This window comes from Spongiibacter nanhainus (genome assembly GCF_016132545.1).
Taxonomy (GTDB): domain Bacteria; phylum Pseudomonadota; class Gammaproteobacteria; order Pseudomonadales; family Spongiibacteraceae; genus Spongiibacter; species Spongiibacter nanhainus.
This window is the reverse complement of record NZ_CP066167.1, coordinates 774,005-789,687: the sequence shown is the minus strand read 5'-3', so window position 1 is coordinate 789,687 and position 15,683 is coordinate 774,005. Positions and strand designations below refer to the sequence as shown.

Annotated in this window: 17 protein-coding genes; 8 read left to right on the top strand and 9 right to left on the bottom strand. The window is 56.3% G+C overall.

From position 1 onward, the window contains the following. Positions 1–4 precede the first annotated feature (4 nt). The 3 genes from I6N98_RS03575 to I6N98_RS03565 are packed head-to-tail and all read left to right on the top strand — an operon-like array spanning position 5 to position 2,358. Positions 5–979, top strand: a complete 975-nt coding sequence (locus I6N98_RS03575; protein ID WP_198570436.1) for a PhoH family protein — start codon at positions 5–7, stop codon at positions 977–979. 20 nt (positions 980–999) lie between these two features. Beyond that, positions 1,000–1,449, top strand: coding sequence for an rRNA maturation RNase YbeY (gene ybeY, locus I6N98_RS03570; protein ID WP_232787450.1), 450 nt, complete (start codon positions 1,000–1,002; stop codon positions 1,447–1,449). A gap of 51 nt (positions 1,450–1,500) precedes the next feature. Further along, entirely contained in the window at positions 1,501–2,358 is an 858-nt protein-coding gene (locus tag I6N98_RS03565; protein WP_198570435.1) for an HlyC/CorC family transporter, read from the top strand. 49 nt (positions 2,359–2,407) lie between these two features. Here the strand turns inward: I6N98_RS03565 and ftsX are convergent, their stop codons facing one another. From ftsX to ftsY, 3 genes are read right to left on the bottom strand one after another with little or no spacing between them, the layout of a single operon-like run. Continuing rightward, the gene (ftsX, locus tag I6N98_RS03560; RefSeq protein WP_232787449.1) at positions 2,408–3,457 is read right to left on the bottom strand and encodes a permease-like cell division protein FtsX; all 1,050 of its coding nucleotides are present in this window, start codon (positions 3,455–3,457) and stop codon (positions 2,408–2,410) included. After that, complete coding sequence (ftsE, locus tag I6N98_RS03555; protein WP_198570434.1) at positions 3,441–4,121, bottom strand: cell division ATP-binding protein FtsE; 681 nt, start codon at positions 4,119–4,121, stop codon at positions 3,441–3,443. Before ftsE ends, ftsX begins: the two co-directional genes overlap by 17 nt. After that, positions 4,118–5,245: a signal recognition particle-docking protein FtsY gene (gene ftsY, locus I6N98_RS03550; protein ID WP_232787448.1), complete on the bottom strand. Its 1,128-nt coding sequence runs from the start codon at positions 5,243–5,245 to the stop codon at positions 4,118–4,120. Before ftsY ends, ftsE begins: the two co-directional genes overlap by 4 nt. Positions 5,246–5,328: 83 nt before the next feature. On the opposite strand from ftsY, the gene rsmD reads away from it, so the two are divergent. Continuing rightward, complete coding sequence (rsmD, locus tag I6N98_RS03545) at positions 5,329–5,925, top strand: 16S rRNA (guanine(966)-N(2))-methyltransferase RsmD (RefSeq protein ID WP_198570433.1); 597 nt, start codon at positions 5,329–5,331, stop codon at positions 5,923–5,925. Positions 5,926–5,999: 74 nt separating this feature from the next. Here rsmD and I6N98_RS03540 read toward each other — a convergent pair whose 3' ends face one another. Together I6N98_RS03540 and I6N98_RS03535 are read right to left on the bottom strand one after the other, a co-directional pair. Beyond that, positions 6,000–6,380, bottom strand: coding sequence for a hypothetical protein (locus I6N98_RS03540; RefSeq protein WP_198570432.1), 381 nt, complete (start codon positions 6,378–6,380; stop codon positions 6,000–6,002). Positions 6,381–6,602: 222 nt separating this feature from the next. Beyond that, the gene (locus tag I6N98_RS03535) at positions 6,603–7,952 is read right to left on the bottom strand and encodes a UDP-glucose dehydrogenase family protein (protein ID WP_198570431.1); all 1,350 of its coding nucleotides are present in this window, start codon (positions 7,950–7,952) and stop codon (positions 6,603–6,605) included. Between the two features lie 285 nt (positions 7,953–8,237). Here I6N98_RS03535 and coaD point away from each other — a divergent pair, with 285 nt between their 5' ends. Genes coaD through I6N98_RS03520 form a run of 3 tightly spaced genes read left to right on the top strand, consistent with a single transcriptional unit; the run spans position 8,238 to position 9,537 of the window. Further along, entirely contained in the window at positions 8,238–8,723 is a 486-nt protein-coding gene (gene coaD, locus I6N98_RS03530; RefSeq protein ID WP_198570430.1) for a pantetheine-phosphate adenylyltransferase, read from the top strand. Positions 8,724–8,728: 5 nt separating this feature from the next. Continuing rightward, on the top strand, positions 8,729–8,980 hold the full coding sequence (locus I6N98_RS03525) for a YfhL family 4Fe-4S dicluster ferredoxin (RefSeq protein ID WP_198570429.1): 252 nt from the start codon (positions 8,729–8,731) through the stop codon (positions 8,978–8,980). Positions 8,981–9,033: 53 nt separating this feature from the next. Next, positions 9,034–9,537 (top strand): hypothetical protein, encoded by a 504-nt coding sequence (locus I6N98_RS03520; RefSeq protein ID WP_198570428.1) that lies wholly within the window; start codon positions 9,034–9,036, stop codon positions 9,535–9,537. A gap of 24 nt (positions 9,538–9,561) precedes the next feature. Here the strand turns inward: I6N98_RS03520 and I6N98_RS03515 are convergent, their stop codons facing one another. From I6N98_RS03515 to lysA, 3 genes are all read right to left on the bottom strand, one after another. Beyond that, entirely contained in the window at positions 9,562–10,263 is a 702-nt protein-coding gene (locus tag I6N98_RS03515) for a DUF484 family protein (RefSeq protein ID WP_198570427.1), read from the bottom strand. Positions 10,264–10,272: 9 nt separating this feature from the next. Continuing rightward, positions 10,273–11,103: a diaminopimelate epimerase gene (dapF, locus tag I6N98_RS03510; protein WP_198570426.1), complete on the bottom strand. Its 831-nt coding sequence runs from the start codon at positions 11,101–11,103 to the stop codon at positions 10,273–10,275. 101 nt (positions 11,104–11,204) lie between these two features. After that, positions 11,205–12,455, bottom strand: coding sequence for a diaminopimelate decarboxylase (lysA, locus tag I6N98_RS03505; protein WP_198570425.1), 1,251 nt, complete (start codon positions 12,453–12,455; stop codon positions 11,205–11,207). A gap of 254 nt (positions 12,456–12,709) precedes the next feature. On the opposite strand from lysA, the gene I6N98_RS18755 reads away from it, so the two are divergent. Next, positions 12,710–12,868, top strand: coding sequence for a DUF2256 domain-containing protein (locus I6N98_RS18755; protein WP_198570424.1), 159 nt, complete (start codon positions 12,710–12,712; stop codon positions 12,866–12,868). Positions 12,869–12,873: 5 nt separating this feature from the next. Here the strand turns inward: I6N98_RS18755 and I6N98_RS03495 are convergent, their stop codons facing one another. Then, complete coding sequence (locus I6N98_RS03495) at positions 12,874–15,648, bottom strand: class I adenylate cyclase (protein ID WP_198570423.1); 2,775 nt, start codon at positions 15,646–15,648, stop codon at positions 12,874–12,876. Positions 15,649–15,683: the final 35 nt, after the last annotated feature.

Below are 15,683 nucleotides of genomic sequence, written 5' to 3'. Positions count from 1 at the left end.
CACATTGACGGCAACAGCGATACAGCGCGTACTCACTCTGGAGCCCAGCGACAGCGAGCACCTGGCATGCCTATGCGGCCAGTTTGACGAGCACTTGAAGCTGATCGAATCGCGCCTCAAGGTCCATATCGCCGCCCGGGGCAACACCTTTCAGGTCAGCGGTGAACAGGGCGCCGTTGAAGAGGCGGTGCAACTTCTCCACCTGCTGTATCGGGAGTGTCGCTCTGGCACCACCATCAACCCCGAGGCCATCCACCTGCGTATGCAACAGTCCCACCTTGCCCAGCTCACCAAACCCGCCGACGACAACGCGCCGGTGGTCATCCGCACCAAAAAGGGCACCATCAAACCCCGGGGCGGCAACCAGCAGCTCTATGTCAAAGCGATACAGGCTTGCGATGTCAATTTCGGGATTGGCCCCGCCGGTACCGGCAAGACCTATCTGGCCGTAGCCTGCGCGGTGGAGGCGCTGATCGCCAATCAAGTTCAGCGTATTCTGCTGGTTCGCCCGGCGGTAGAGGCGGGTGAGAAGCTGGGCTTTCTGCCTGGCGACTTAGCGCAGAAAATCGACCCCTACCTTCGCCCACTCTACGATGCCCTTTACGAAATGCTGGGCAACGAGACCGTTACCAAACTGATTGAGCGCAACGTCATTGAGATTGCGCCACTGGCCTACATGCGCGGCCGCACCCTGAATGATTCTTTCATTATTCTCGACGAAGCTCAGAACACCACCCGGGAGCAGATGAAGATGTTCCTGACCCGTATTGGTTTTGGCTCCACGGCGGTGATTACCGGCGACGCCACCCAGGTCGACCTGCCCCGGGGCACGCCGTCGGGCCTTAAGCACGTGCTCAATGTGCTGGCCGATATCGACGGCATCAGCATGACCTACTTTCAGGCCAAGGACGTGGTGCGGCACCCCCTGGTGCAAAAAATCGTCGAAGCCTACGATCGCTTTGACGGCGAGCCGGGCTAAGCGAGCGCCATTAAACCATCATGAACCTGGAACTCGATTTGCAAATCGCCTGCGACCCACTGGGTCTGCCTGAGGCAAGGCTGTTTCGCCAATGGGCCAGCCTCGCCCTGCGAGACCACCGGGATGAAGCAGAAATGACGGTGCGATTGGTCGATGAATCGGAGAGCACCGAGCTCAACCATCGCTACCGGGGCAAGAATCGCCCCACCAATGTGCTTTCCTTCCCCGCCGACGTCCCCGAGCCTATCGACCTGCCTCTACTGGGGGACTTGATCATCTGCCGGCAAGTGGTGAGCCGGGAAGCCCAGCAACAACAAAAGGCAGAACTGGACCACTGGGCGCACCTGGTGATTCACGGTACACTCCATTTGCTCGGCTACGATCACATCGATGACCGGGATGCGCAGCAGATGGAAGCACTGGAAATAGCCTTATTGGCCGAATTGAACATCGACAACCCCTATCGCTGACAGTCATCACTGTCGACCTATCCAATATGTGTGAGGACAGCACCCAAAATCATGAGCGAAGACCGATCTAGCAACGATCCAGGCGATAAGTCCTGGATCGAGCGTATTGCCCATGCATTTTCCTCCGAACCGAAGACCCGCGAAGACCTGCTCGAGGTACTTTCGGTAGCCAAGCAAAATGAAGTGATCGACGACGATGCCATCAGCATTGTCGAGGGCGCCATGCACATCAGCGATATGCAGGCCCGGGAAATCATGATTCCGCGGCCGCAGATGGTGGTGCTAAAAGCCGATCAGCCTCTCTCTGAACTGCTGCCCATCATTATCGAGACCGGCCACTCCCGCTACCCGGTAGTGGGAGACAACCTGGACGACGTCCAGGGGATCCTCCTGTCCAAAGACTTGTTGCCGCTGCTATGGCGCAATGAAAAGTGTGAAGAGGTGGATATCCGCTCGCTACTGCGCCCCGCCACTCTGGTTCCCGAGAGCAAGCGACTCAACGTGCTGTTGCGGGACTTCCGCGAAAAGCGCAATCACATGGCGGTGGTGATCGACGAATACGGCGGCGCCGCAGGTCTGATCACCATTGAAGATATCCTCGAACAGATCGTCGGTGAAATTGAGGACGAGTACGACGAGGAAGACGATCTGCCGATCCGCAAAATCGCCGATAACGACTTTGTGGTTCAGGCCCTCACCCCCATCGATGATTTTAATGAATACTTCGACGCGGCATTTTCAGACGAAGAGTTTGATACCGTGGGCGGCTTGCTGCTGAAAGCTTTTGGCCACTTACCCAGCCGCAACGAAGTGACCCAGCTCGATCGCTTTGAATTTAAGGTGGTCAATGCCGACCATCGGCAAATTCACCTACTGAGAATGCGATCTATCGAGGGGCTCAACAGCTAAGCGGTTTTTTGCACGCTGCCAGAGCAATTCCACACAGCGCCCCGCCCGCTTAGCGGGGCTCGATGGCAGCCAGTTCCCGACCCACGACCAGTGCCGCACCCAGCAAACCCAAACCGGCCGCCAACACCCACATCAGCAGGGTATCGACAAGGCCCAGCCCCATCAGAGAAAAGTCGCTGTCGTAGAGGGATGACAAGGCCGCCACCGTACTTCTCAACCACAACAAACTGCCCTGCACCAACAGCCACCCCAGTATTCCACCCGCCAGCCCGTACCACAGCCCCATGTAGAGGAAGGGGCGACGGACAAAAGCATTGGTGCCCCCCACCAGCTTCACCACCAGAATTTCGTCGCGACGGTTTTCTATCGCCAGCTTGATGGTATTGCCCAAAATCAGCAGCACCCCTGCCCCCAGCATCGCCGCCAGGGCCAGCGTCATTTTGCGAGCCAGCTCGGTGAGTTGATTGAGGCGCTGCAGCCACGCCATATCCAGCTTGACCTGATCCGCCTCCGGCAAGGCGGACAAATCCCGCTGCAAGGCATCAACATCAGCGGCGGCATCGGAGGCCGGAGTGATGACAATCAGGCCCGGCAGGGGATTATCATCCAGTTGCTCCAGCACTTCGCCAAAACCGGAGCGCTCTCGGAACTCCTCCAGCGCAGCCTCTGCGGAAATAAACACCGCATCCTTTATATCGTCCCGGGCGGCCAGCTGATCTCGCAAGGCCTTTCCCTGACGGCTGCCAATCTCCATTTTTAAAAATACCGATACCCGGCTGGCGCCTTCCCATCCCTCGCTCACCGCGACGAGATTATTCAGCGCGACGTACAAGCCCGCCGGCAGCGCCATGGCAATCGCCAGCACCAGGCTGGTCATCGCCGAGGCGAATGGCCGGCGCAGCAAACGGCGCAAACTGTCCAGGGCAACCTGCTTGTGATGACTTCGGTAGCTCGCCAGCCGATCCTTGAGGCCAGTGCGATGCAAACGAGCGCCGGCCAGATCCCGGCGAGCCTCCTTGGCGGCGCCGCGGCTGGCAGATGGCGCCCGGGCTGAACGGCGTTTTGTGGCGCCGGCATTGCGCTTATTGGGCGACATCATCCCCCCCACCGGCAGTAACCAGTTGGCCGTTGCGCAAACTCAGTAGTCGATATGGCATGCGGGCGATCAGGGACAGATCGTGAGTGGCTATCAGCACCGTGACCCCGACCTGTTTAAATTGCTCAAACAGATGCATGATCTCTGCGGAAAGCTGGGGGTCTAGGTTACCGGTGGGCTCGTCTGCCAACAGCAAGGCAGGTTTATTGACTACCGCGCGAGCAATGCCCACTCGCTGCTGCTCACCCCCGGACAAGCTGATTGGGTTCTGCCTCTCTTTGTCCAGCAGCCCCACCTTGTCCAGCGCTGCCCGCACCCGGCGGCCGATATCCCGGTGACCATAGCCGGCGATCACCAGGGGCAAGGCCACATTGTCAAACACCGAGCGGTCAAACAGCAGCTGGTGGTTTTGAAAGACCACTCCGATACGGCGGCGCAACTCCGGAATGCGGCGAGCCGGCAGCCGCGTTAGGTTGTGGCCATTGACCACCACCTGACCCGAGGTAGCCCGCTCCATCACCATAATCAGCTTGAGCAGGGTACTCTTACCGGCACCGCTGTGACCGGTCAAAAAGCGCATGTCCCCAGCTGGCATCTGGAAGCTCAGTTGCTTTAGCGCCTCGTGGCCGCCGGGGTAACGCTTGCTGACCTGGTCGAATTCAATCATTGTGCGCGCTGCCAGCCAAACAGAGCGCCGACAAATTCATCAGCGCGGAAGGGGCGCAGGTCGAGAATCCCCTCTCCCACGCCAATAAAACGAATGGGGATACCCAACTGCTTGCTGATGGCAAACACGATCCCCCCCTTTGCAGTGCCATCTAATTTTGTCAGCGTCAGGCCGGTTACCCCTACCGCCTCCTGGAAGTGTTTGGCCTGAGCCATGGCATTTTGGCCGGTGCCGGCATCCAGCACTAACATGACTTCGTGGGGCGCATCGGGGTCGAGCTTTTTCAACACTCGCACGACCTTTTTCAACTCTTCCATCAGGTTGTCTTTATTGTGCAGGCGACCAGCGGTATCGGCGATCAGGATATCCACCCCCCTGGCCTTTGCCGCCTGCAAACCATCAAACAACACCGAGGCGCTGTCGGCGCCAGTATGTTGTGCAATAACCGGCACATCGTTGCGCTCACCCCAGACTTGCAGCTGCTCCACTGCCGCCGCACGGAAGGTATCCCCGGCCGCCAGCATCACCGAGCGGCCACCGGCCTGAAACTGCTTGGCCAATTTACCGATGGTAGTGGTTTTACCCACACCGTTCACCCCCACCATCAAAATGACATAGGGGTTCTCGCTTTCTGGTATCTGCAGTTCCTGCTCTGCGGGCTCCAACATCACCCGCAGCTCTTCTTGCAGCGCGACGTACAAGGCCTCAGGGTTGTCCAACTCATTGCGGGACATCCGCTGGGTCAAATTGCCAATGATTTCCGAGGTGGCGTCTACCCCCACATCTGCCATCAGCAGGTGGGTTTCTATCTCTTCCAGCAGCTCTTCGTCGATTTCTTTGCGACCGAGAAAGAGGTTGGCCATACCCTCGCCCAGCTGGGCGCCCGTCTTACTCAGGCCCTCTCGGAAGCGTACCAGCAGTGATGCCTGCTCCTCTGGTGACAGCTCAAGGTGCTGCCACGGTGCCACTTCCTCGTCGGCAATAAAGCCTTCCGCCGCCGCCAGCTCTTCCTCGGAGCCGACAAAGGATTCCTTCAGGCGTGCGAACAGCCCTTTTTTCTTTACTGGAGGTTCAACGCCATTGTCCTCCGGCGCATTGGAGGTATCGGAAGAGTGGTCTGTCATGAAGGGTCCAAGCGACTGGTTTTACGACTGCAACAAAAGCCGTATCCTACCATTTTCGTCACCAACTGGCACCGGATTAGACAATGCCCAAACCCTCCCGAGGCCGCCCTCGCCCACCAGGAAAACAATCCGCCGACGGCGTTGTGCGCATTATTGGCGGGCAGTGGCGGGGCCGAAAGCTTCCCTTCTACAGCGCAGAGGGCCTGCGACCCACCGGCGATCGCATTCGGGAAACGGTATTCAACTGGCTGGCCCCCTATATTGAAGGCGCTCGCTGCCTGGACCTGTTTGCCGGCTCCGGTGCACTGGGTCTCGAAGCGCTGTCCCGGGGCGCCGCGTCCTGCGACTTCATCGATAGCCAGGCTCGAAGCATTGAGCAAATCAACACCCACCTCAGCACCCTGCAATGCTCCTTGGGCTCAACCCACTGTCAACGGGCGGAGCACTTTCTCAACGCCAACCCCGCCACTTGGGATATCATTTTTCTCGACCCACCGTTTAGTCAAAACCTGCTGGAACCGACTCTTCGCCAGCTGGACGACAATACCAATGCGGCACGCTTTATTTACATCGAAGTGGATAAAAACACCCCGTATATTGCGCCTACCCAGTGGCGAGAGGTGAAACAAAAAATCAGCGGCCAGGTTCGTTACAGCCTGTGGGAAAATCCAATTGAGTAAGACCTTCTTTTAAAAAGCAGGCAAAAAAAAGCCGCCCACTGAGGAGCGGCTTTTCAACTCTAGGCCCAGCTGGTTTAGATTTCCAACTTGCGCCAGTCCATCTTCAAATCCGCAGCCCAAGATTTGATCGTTTTATCAACTTGAGGGGCACGGCTTTGTGCAACTTCACCAGTTTTGGGGTTTTTAAATTTACGCAGTGGACGCGCAGGGGATTTCTTTCTGGCCTTGGCCTTTTTCTTGGCCGGCGCCGCAGCAGCAGCCTTTTTGCTTGGACGACCAGGCTTGCGGCCGCGCTTAGCGGGCGCGGAAGAACCTTCGCTCAGAATCTCCAGCAAGCTCTCTGAAGACTGATTGTGCTTTTTCATCAAAGCTGTCAGTTCAGTAATAAACTTATATTTCTGATCGAGGGCTTTATGCTCGGCTTCAAGTTGCTTTTGAACTTTCGATATATCCATGAATATCCCTTTTGTATATGTAAATGTTCTTTTTATCTACAAGATGATTTCGTGTCTCACCACTACACACCAGCAATTAAGCGCTAGCAATAAAGCTGGGCGAATTCATCTTATAGCGACACAGCTAATAAAATTCGGCCGCAATAATACCACATGGTTTTATTATTACCACTGTAGTTAAATTTCTACAGGGAAGCTCTTATTAAAGAAATCCTTATTAAATTAAGCTTCATTGGAAACCGATACACTTCGCCCTCTACCAATACCGTAGTAAGCCAAACCATATGACTCGACAATACTGGGTTCGTATTGGTTTCTTCCATCAACAATTAGCGGATAATTCAGCGCATCTTTAATAACATCAAAATCGGGGGCCTTAAAAATATTCCACTCTGTACAAATCACCAAAGCATCGGCACCGTTTAAGGCTGCCTCTTTGGTCCCCATAAGCGACAGGTCCGCACGATTACCGTAAATACGCTGAGTCTCATTCATCGCCTCGGGATCATAGGCCTGTACGCTTGCCCCCACTTCCCATAGCGCCTCCATCAACACCCGCGATGAAGCATCTCTCATGTCGTCGGTGTTGGGTTTAAAGGACAGTCCCCACAGGGCAATTTTCTTACCTGCCAAATCACCATCAAAGTAATGGCTTAAATGTTCAAAAAGTTTGTTTTTCTGGCGGTAGTTTACCGCTTCGACACTTTTCAACAATTCCGGCTGGTAGCCGGTTTTTTCAGCGGTGCGGACCAATGCCTGTACATCTTTGGGAAAACAAGAACCACCGTATCCGCAACCCGGATAGATAAATGAATAACCGATACGAGGGTCAGAACCGATACCCTGGCGAACGTGCTCAATATCGGCCCCAAGACGTTCTGCCAAATTGGCAATTTCATTCATAAAACTAATTTTGGTGGCCAGCATACAGTTGGCAGCGTATTTGGTGAGTTCCGCGCTGCGCACATCCATCACAATAATGCGGTCGTGATTGCGGTTAAATGGCGCGTACAGCTCCCGCATTTTTTCTTCCACCGCGGCGGAGTCGGTACCGATAATAATCCGGTCCGGACGCTGACAATCAGCTACCGCGGCGCCCTCCTTGAGAAACTCGGGGTTAGACACCACATCAAAGCCCAGATCGACTCCACGCCGCGCCAGCACCTCGCGCATTTGAGCGCTGACTTTATCTGCGGTTCCTACCGGTACCGTGGATTTATCCACCACGATACGGTGCTCCTGCATGTATTCAGCAATAGTGCGAGCGACATTGAGCACATATTGCAAATCGGCGGAACCATCCTCATCGGGCGGGGTACCCACGGCAATAAACTGAATCTTGCCGTGTTCGACACCGCGTTTGGCATCGGTAGTGAAATCCAAGCGACCGGCACTGACGTTGTCCTGTACCAAAGGGGTCAAGCCAGGTTCGTAGATGGGGATTTGACCATTTTTGAGTTCTTCAACACGTTTTTCGTTTACGTCTACGCAAACCACATTGTGTCCGACGCCAGCCAGCACAGCGGCCTGCACCAGACCAACATAACCGATTCCAAATACGGTAACTTTCATTGTTACTTTAATTCCTTATAACTCGTGACTTTTCCCAGCAATCGCGGTGGAGTACTACAGACAACGTAAAAGGCCATTTATCACTCAGCAGCCGTACACTAACACCCAGCCCTTATTAACCACACCCTGGATCGCACCCAAGTAATCGCACCCAAGTAATCCAGACCCTGTAAAATGGCGCGGACTTTACCACGATTAGGCAACAAGTCTGTTACAGTGTCGATTTGCTGGAATACCTGCAATTCGCTACCATCCACTCCTATATTGTAACTGTATCGGCAGCCCATGAAACGCATTGTTTACCCCGGCACTTTTGACCCCGTAACCCGCGGCCACATTGATTTGGTAGAGCGGGCCAGCCGCCTGTTTGATGTCGTGGTCATCGCCGTGGCCAATAGCGAGAAAAAGCAGCCCATGTTCAACCTGCAGGAGCGCATGGATCTCTGTGCCGAGGCCCTGGAGCACGTCGCCAACATCGAGGTTTGCAGTTTTACCGGACTGACTGTCGAGCTGGCCCGGCAACAAAACTGCTCCTGCATCCTTCGCGGTGTACGCACTGTTGCCGATTACGAATACGAGCTGCAGTTGGCCAATATGAACCGCGCCCTGGCACCGGGGCTGGAGACCGTTTTTCTCACTCCAGGCGAATCTCTCTCCTACGTCTCCTCATCTCTGCTTAGAGAGATCGCCAGCATGGGCGGCGATGTATCACGCTTTGTCCCCGACAATGTCAGCGCCGCACTGGATGCCCGATTTGGCAAGCCCCAATAATTGCCATGGCATTATTTATTACCGATGAATGCATAAATTGCGACGTCTGCGAGCCGGTGTGCCCTAACGACGCGATTTATCAGGGCGAGGAGATTTACGAAATAGACCCCAGTCGTTGTACTGAATGCGTAGGGCATTTTGATGAGCCCCAATGCCAAGATATCTGCCCTATTGACTGCATCCCGCTGGACCCCAACCATCTGGAAACTCCCGAGGAACTACAACAAAAATACGAACAATTGATCGCCAGCGGATAGAATAAAAAGAAAGGAAGCGCTTAAAAAATAGAGACACACAGCATGGAGGTATTATGCCTAAGGACAGGCATCTACACCGCCGGCATAGCCTCGAAGCCGGACTCGAAGCCAAGCCGTATTACTACATTGTTATCCATACCCTAGGCAAGCGACCTTTACTCGACTCACTATTTACCGGTCGCTGCGTTATCAACGTCCTGAAAGATCACCACGACCGCGCCTTCACCATTGCTTTCGCAATCCTCCCAGACTGCCTGCACTGGTTAGTACTGCCTCGTGGAACAACCCCTTTGCCCCGCACCATCGCTCGAGTCAGAAGCCAATCCACTCAGCGCTATCAAGCCCTCACTGGCAGCACCAGCCCGCTCTGGCACAGAGCCTGGGATGAACGCGCTATTGGTGAAAACGAGAACATTCGAGATATTGCACTGCACATCATTACCAGCCCAAAACGCGCTGGACTAGTGTCGAGTATCGGCGATTATCCCCACTGGGACGCCGGGTTTATGGGGGAAACCCAGGCCGGGGAACTATGGCAAGGTCTGCTGAAAGATTAGGGACTGCTCACAATCTGGCAAAGCTTAGCGAATTAAGCGCGGCAGCACCCGGTCAATCACATCGCCAATATAGTCCAGAAATAAAGTACCCATACTGGACTTAAAGTGCTGTGGGTCTTTGCTGGCGATGGCCAGAACACCCTGCATGCCACCGGGGTGAATGGGGATCAAGGCTGCTGAACCAATATGATCGGCAGCACGGCCAAACAGAAAGCTCAATTCTTCACCTCGCAAGACACCGCACACACCCTTGCCGCCGCGCAGCAAACCACCGATATGGCGATCCGCCTCAGCGGCACTGACCACCCGAAGCTGTTGATTGCCCATTCGGGTCGGGTCGCCAAATAGAATCAGACTGGCGTAGTCGATGCTCTCAAAATCGGCCACCAGGCGCCGACACAGGGTATTGCTCAACTCCTCTGGCCGCTTGGCTTCCAGCAAGCCGAGAATCAAGGCCTTGCTCTGCTCGAACAACAGGTCGTTGTGCTGGGCATTGTCCAGCAGTGTACTGAGGCGATTGCGCATATCCATATTGCGCTCCCGCAACACTTCCACCTGACGCTCCAGCAAACTCACCGCCTTGCCGCTTTTGTGGGCTAACTTCAACTCGGCGAGGATATCCTCGTTGTTGAGAAAGAAGCCGGGGTGGTTGCGCAGGTAGCGTCCCACTTCTTCTTCAGAGGGGGAGTCATTTTTCTTGCTGGCGCTGTTGTTGGCAGTATCCACTGGGCGATCCTATAGTTGAATTTGACCTTCAAACACGGTGGTGGCCGGACCCGTCATAATAACCGGCTGGCCCGCTCCCGGCCAATGGATACGCAAGCTGCCTCCGGGTAGGTCGACGGTCACCGTATCGTCTAAGCGCCCCTGCACAACACCACTGACAGCAGCGGCACAGGCGCCCGTGCCACAGGCCAGAGTCTCGCCGACTCCTCGCTCAAAGACCCGCAGGCGGACGTGATCCCGATCCACGACCTGCATAAAGCCCACATTTACCCGCTGCGGAAATCGTGGATGACTTTCAATGATGGGCCCCAGGCGCTCCACCGGCGCACTGTCGACGTTGTCCACTGTCAGCACCACGTGAGGGTTGCCCATGGATACCGCACCGACTTGCCACTGTTCGCCGGCCACATCCAAGGCATAGTCAGCCGCCTGCTGATCCGCAGTAAAGGGAATACGCTTGGGGTCTAATTGGGGCTCACCCATATCCACCCGGACTTCGCGATTGTTGGCAACTTCCAGCTGGATAATACCGCCCAGGGTTTCCACTTTGATTTGCTGTTTGCCGGTGAGTCTTTTGTCCCGAACAAAACGGGCAAAGCAGCGAGCGCCGTTGCCACACTGCTCAACCTCACTGCCCTCAGCGTTGTAGATTCGATAACGGAAATCCACGTCCGGCTGAGTGGGGATCTCCACCGCCAAGACCTGGTCGCAACCGATACCAAAATGGCGATCGGCGATTTTGCGTATATGGTGGGGCTTGAGTTTGAAGCGCTGGGTGATCAAATCGATCACCACAAAATCATTACCCAGGCCGTGCATTTTCGTAAAGCGTAGCTGCATCGGATTACCTGTTGGGCGCCTCGCCGGTGGCGCGTTATCTCGATGCGAGCGTTGTTGTTATGTCAGTCAGGCGGCTGGTTTCAACAAAACCGGCCGGGCACTCACTCTGGCAACACGTGTTCGCCCCGCATCAGGTCGGCGACAGTTTCGCGCTCGCGAATCAGGTAATGCTGATCACCATCGACCATGATTTCAGCGGCGCGTCCCCGGGTATTGTAATTGGAACTCATGGTAAATCCATAGGCGCCGCAGGATGCCACCGCCAATAGATCGCCCTGCTCAATGCGCAAAGCACGATCTTTGGCGAGAAAATCACCGGTTTCACACACCGGCCCAACGATATCGTAGTGACGTTCCTCACCGTCACTGCGGGGACTCAGCGGCAGAATCTCGGTCCAGGCACCGTAGAGTGCGGGGCGAATATTGTCGTTCATGGCCGCATCCACCACCGCAAAATTTTTGTGGGGATTGAGCTTCAGATATTCCACCTCAGTCAGCAACACACCGCCATTGGCGGCGATGGAGCGACCGGGCTCAAACATGACCGTCAGCGCACGCTCTCCCAGCCCTTTACGCACCGCGGCGATGTAATCGGCGGTTGAAGGCGGCACTTCGTCTCGATAGCGCACGCCCAGGCCTCCGCCAAGATCGACGTGGTGCAGGGCAATACCATCGGCCTCCAGGCGGTCAATCAGCGCCAGCAGCCGATCCAAGGTATCGAGAAATGGCCGGGTATCTGTCAACTGGGAACCGATATGGCAGTCCACCCCCACCACCTCGATATTTACCATTTCTGCCGCCCGGGCATACACCTCCGGTGCCTTGGCAATATCAATACCGAATTTATTGTCCCGCAGACCAGTGGAAATGTAGGGGTGAGTCTGGGCGTCGACGTCCGGGTTCACGCGGATCGACACCGGCGCCTTCATGCCCATTTCGCCGGCAACACGGTTAAGGCGCTCCAGCTCAGCCTCGGACTCAACATTAAAACAGCGAATCCCCACCTCGAGGGCGCGGCGCATTTCGTCCGCCTTCTTGCCAACGCCCGAGAAGACGATCCGCTCCGGCATGCCACCGGCGGCCAGCACACGCTCCAGCTCACCCACAGACACGATATCAAAGCCCGCGCCGAGCCGAGCCAGCACGTTCAGTACCGCAATATTGGAGTTTGCCTTTACCGCATAGCAAATCAGATGATCACAGCCCTGCAGGGCGTCACTGTACTCCCGATAGCTGTGCTCGAAATGCTGCCGGGAGTACACATACAAAGGCGTTCCGTAATGCCGGGCAAGTTCACGGAGCGACAAAGATTCGGCGAACAACTCGCCTTGTTGGTAGTGGAAAGCTGTCATGATTTACTCGGTTGAATCTGGCTGAGACTGGTCCCCGACCGGCGGAGACGGATCGTTGGCAGGTGCCGACTCAGGCGGATAGATTAGCGGCCCGGTCTGCCCACAGCCTGCTGCCGTCAACCAAAAGCCGACGACGAGCGTAAGAAAGAACGAGCGCTGTTTGTTCAAAGGCCGCAACATGGGGAGCCACCAAAAAAATGATCGCGCATTATAGCGCCAGCAGCGCTGGAGCCCAAACTAGCAAATGAGCACCTATGCCCCACCACAAACTCCATTTACCTCAAAAAACCTGTCCGGTGTGCCAAAGGCCCTTCAACTGGCGAAAGAAATGGTCCAGAAACTGGCCCCAAGTGGTGTACTGCTCAGAGCGCTGCCGCCGCCAGCGCAGCGCTGAGCAAACAGGGCACGGATAACCCGGTTAGCGGTGATGGAAGCGGCGCTGATCAATGGCCGCATTGAGCATGTCTTCAAGATAGTGCTTATAGCGCCAATACACTGAGGTTTGCTGACCTGGCCCAAGACTGAGGCGGTCCAGGGTTTGGTAGGCCAAGTGCTCCGCCGCCCCTGCAAATAGTTCCTGAGCCACCCGGTCAATCAGGTCGGCACCGAAATCCTGATAGCGGAAACGTCGACCCTCACAACTGAAATCAAACAACGGCGGAGTCTCGGCCGAGTCCTGCACCATGGCCTCCAGATGTAGCGGCGCAGTGCCACCGTCGTCGAGATCGCTGGGCGGGTCCATGGCTTCGCTGTGCCAGCCCCCTTCGGCACTCAGCTCTAGCAGGTGAATCTGGTAATCGCCCTGCTGCTCAAGCCGGCTGTGATGCAAAAAGCGACTCAGCGACATTATTACCTGTTCGCGACTGTGATAAGGCATTGATGAAAACGCCAGCGAACCGCGCTCGTCACGCAAAAACACATCCACTTCCCCTTCCCGCCAGTGAACAAATAGATAGCAGTCCGCCTCCGTGCTGCGACGGATAATGCTGGCCAGCGCCGAGTCCGGCACGCAGAAACGGTCCAAAATTACTGGGCTGTATACAGATTGTCCGCGACCAAGACACTGCACTAGCTGGCTGTAATTTTGTGCCAGTACCAATTGCATTTCCTCGTGCTGGCACTGGATGATGTAAAAACCGGAATGAAGCTTGAGCAAGTAGCGAGCTTGAGTGCCGTCCGCCGGCTTAAACACTGGGATGATATCTGTCATCAGCCCGCGCAGGTGCTGCTGCAACGGGGCATCGGCGGAGTGCAGGCACAGCACTTCCACCTCCGGCGCTGGCTCACCGGGCTGGGTAGAAACCAATATCTGCTGATAGATACGCAGCAGGTCCAACAGGGCGCTGCTGCCCCGGCAGGCGTGAGACACCACCTCGCCCCAACTGTTAACCACGACCAACTCGACGCTGTATACCGGATAGTGACTGGCCTGATAGCCCAGCCCGCCACCAAGATGACTGAGGGCATCCCGGTCGACATTGGGGTAGATAAGCAACTTCTCGACCCGCTTGGGGCGGGAAAAATCAACGTGACGCTCGGCATCGGCTGCTGCCAATCCCGGCGGCAGGTGCCGACGCAGGTGGTCAGCCAACTGCTGTAGCTGGGTGTCGGTCAGGCTGTCACGGCGCCCCACCAAACGCAGCCGACTGGAAGCCGTCAGCAAGCCGTTGCAAATACACCAGCACAGCAAACCACTCAGCCGGCGATTTTCCTCAAGCACACTATCGGCATCAAAACTGTGCTGACTGCTGGCACTGACCAGCCAGCGGCGCTGTTCACCGAAACCATCCCGGTGCACATAGAGCTGGGCCTCAGAAATGTCCGGCGCAATGCCGGGATTAAGCCACTCAATTTTGTTGTGCTTGCGCTCAAAGGCGGCAAACAATTTGCGTCCCAACAGCACCATGTCCTCTGAGCGAATCAGCGCCGCACTATTGCTACTGGTGGCGAACTCCCGCAAAAAACGGTAACTGTGGGTCAGTTCGGCCACCAAAAAACGGTGTTCCTCTCTAACTCGGCGGAGCTTCCAGCGGTGGCGGGTATCCAGCCCCAGTACTGATTCCCAGGGCCATTGCCACTGGGCAATCAGGTCGGCGAGCAGATCCCGTCGCCAGGCGTGCCGGGGCCCCACCGATCCCGACAAACGCAGCTCAGTTTTAAAATAAAAGGCCCGACGCACCAACTCCAAACGGTCAAACTCACCGCGCCCCCGGAGGTAGTCTTCCAAGCGCCAATACATCAATAAATAGGGGTCTGCCTGATCGGCGCTCAGCGCCTGGTGATATACCGCTTCTTTCAACGTCAGGCTCAGTGGCGAAACCTTGGGGAACTGACTGGCGTAGGCTTCGGTGAGCAGGAGCTTGAGGATGGCCTTGTAGGGAGAAGCGATTGCCTTGTAAAGCTGCCAGATCCCCGCACCGATAAACTCGCCGGCGGGAATTCGCCCCACCCCACCGAAATCGATAGATTCGTCGGCACCGATATAGCCCTGGGTATGCAGCAGTGCCACGTATTCCCGGTAGTTGACCTCTTCTTCCGGCGGCACCAACCACCACACCGGGTAGCGCCCCGCCATCAGCAGTGCACTGCGGTAGAACTCATCCAACAATAGGTAGTGCTGGCTGGTACCCGCCGCGTCGGCGGACAAACGCTCATTCTCACCGCGGCGAAACTGGGCGCTGTCCATCAAAAAGAAATGCACATCCAGGCCCAGCTCTGCGGCCCAGCGGGCCACCCCCGCCGCCTTGTCGTGGAGCTGCTGCAGGGCGTTTGCCTCCAGACCGCTGCGGTGGCAGAGCCACACGTCCAAATCCGAACTGTCGCCGTGGCCGACACTGCCGCAGGAACCCATCAAAAAGAGGCTGCGAATCTGGTTTTCTACTGGAGCCTGAGTGGGATAGGAAAAGCCCCGGGCGATATGTTGCCGAACCCGCTCCAGGGTCTTGGCATCGGCGCGGTAATTATCGATGCCACAGGGCGCCTGCTGGCTGTGGTAACCGGGCAACATGGGATGATTGATATGAAACAGCAGCGGCAGCAGATCAAAAAACACCTGCTGCCGGGAGGGCAGCACTGAGCGCGCCCGGCGCAGGCGCTGCTGATTCAGCTCCAGAAACCGCGCGCGAATCTCCCCCATCCGCGGCACATCAATACCGCGGTCAAAGAGGGGCGATAAGCTTTCCGGCTCACTCACAGTGCCGAATCTCCCAATACAGAAGCTTTCACTCT

Excerpts from the sequence above, each read along its gene's own strand:
- lysA (WP_198570425.1), bottom strand. The coding sequence starts at position 12,455 with ATGACAGCTTTCCACTACCAACAAGGCGAGTTGTTCGCCGAATCTTTG.
- I6N98_RS03535 (WP_198570431.1), bottom strand. The coding sequence starts at position 7,952 with ATGAAAGTTACCGTATTTGGAATCGGTTATGTTGGTCTGGTGCAGGCC.
- coaD (WP_198570430.1), top strand. The coding sequence starts at position 8,238 with ATGAAACGCATTGTTTACCCCGGCACTTTTGACCCCGTAACCCGCGGC.
- I6N98_RS03520 (WP_198570428.1), top strand. The coding sequence starts at position 9,034 with ATGCCTAAGGACAGGCATCTACACCGCCGGCATAGCCTCGAAGCCGGA.
- ftsY (WP_232787448.1), bottom strand. The coding sequence starts at position 5,245 with ATGACAGACCACTCTTCCGATACCTCCAATGCGCCGGAGGACAATGGC.
- rsmD (WP_198570433.1), top strand. The coding sequence starts at position 5,329 with ATGCCCAAACCCTCCCGAGGCCGCCCTCGCCCACCAGGAAAACAATCC.
- I6N98_RS03565 (WP_198570435.1), top strand. The coding sequence starts at position 1,501 with ATGAGCGAAGACCGATCTAGCAACGATCCAGGCGATAAGTCCTGGATC.
- ybeY (WP_232787450.1), top strand. The coding sequence starts at position 1,000 with ATGAACCTGGAACTCGATTTGCAAATCGCCTGCGACCCACTGGGTCTG.
- I6N98_RS03540 (WP_198570432.1), bottom strand. The coding sequence starts at position 6,380 with ATGGATATATCGAAAGTTCAAAAGCAACTTGAAGCCGAGCATAAAGCC.
- I6N98_RS18755 (WP_198570424.1), top strand. The coding sequence starts at position 12,710 with ATGCCCCACCACAAACTCCATTTACCTCAAAAAACCTGTCCGGTGTGC.
- ftsX (WP_232787449.1), bottom strand. The coding sequence starts at position 3,457 with ATGATGTCGCCCAATAAGCGCAATGCCGGCGCCACAAAACGCCGTTCA.
- dapF (WP_198570426.1), bottom strand. The coding sequence starts at position 11,103 with ATGCAGCTACGCTTTACGAAAATGCACGGCCTGGGTAATGATTTTGTG.
- ftsE (WP_198570434.1), bottom strand. The coding sequence starts at position 4,121 with ATGATTGAATTCGACCAGGTCAGCAAGCGTTACCCCGGCGGCCACGAG.
- I6N98_RS03525 (WP_198570429.1), top strand. The coding sequence starts at position 8,729 with ATGGCATTATTTATTACCGATGAATGCATAAATTGCGACGTCTGCGAG.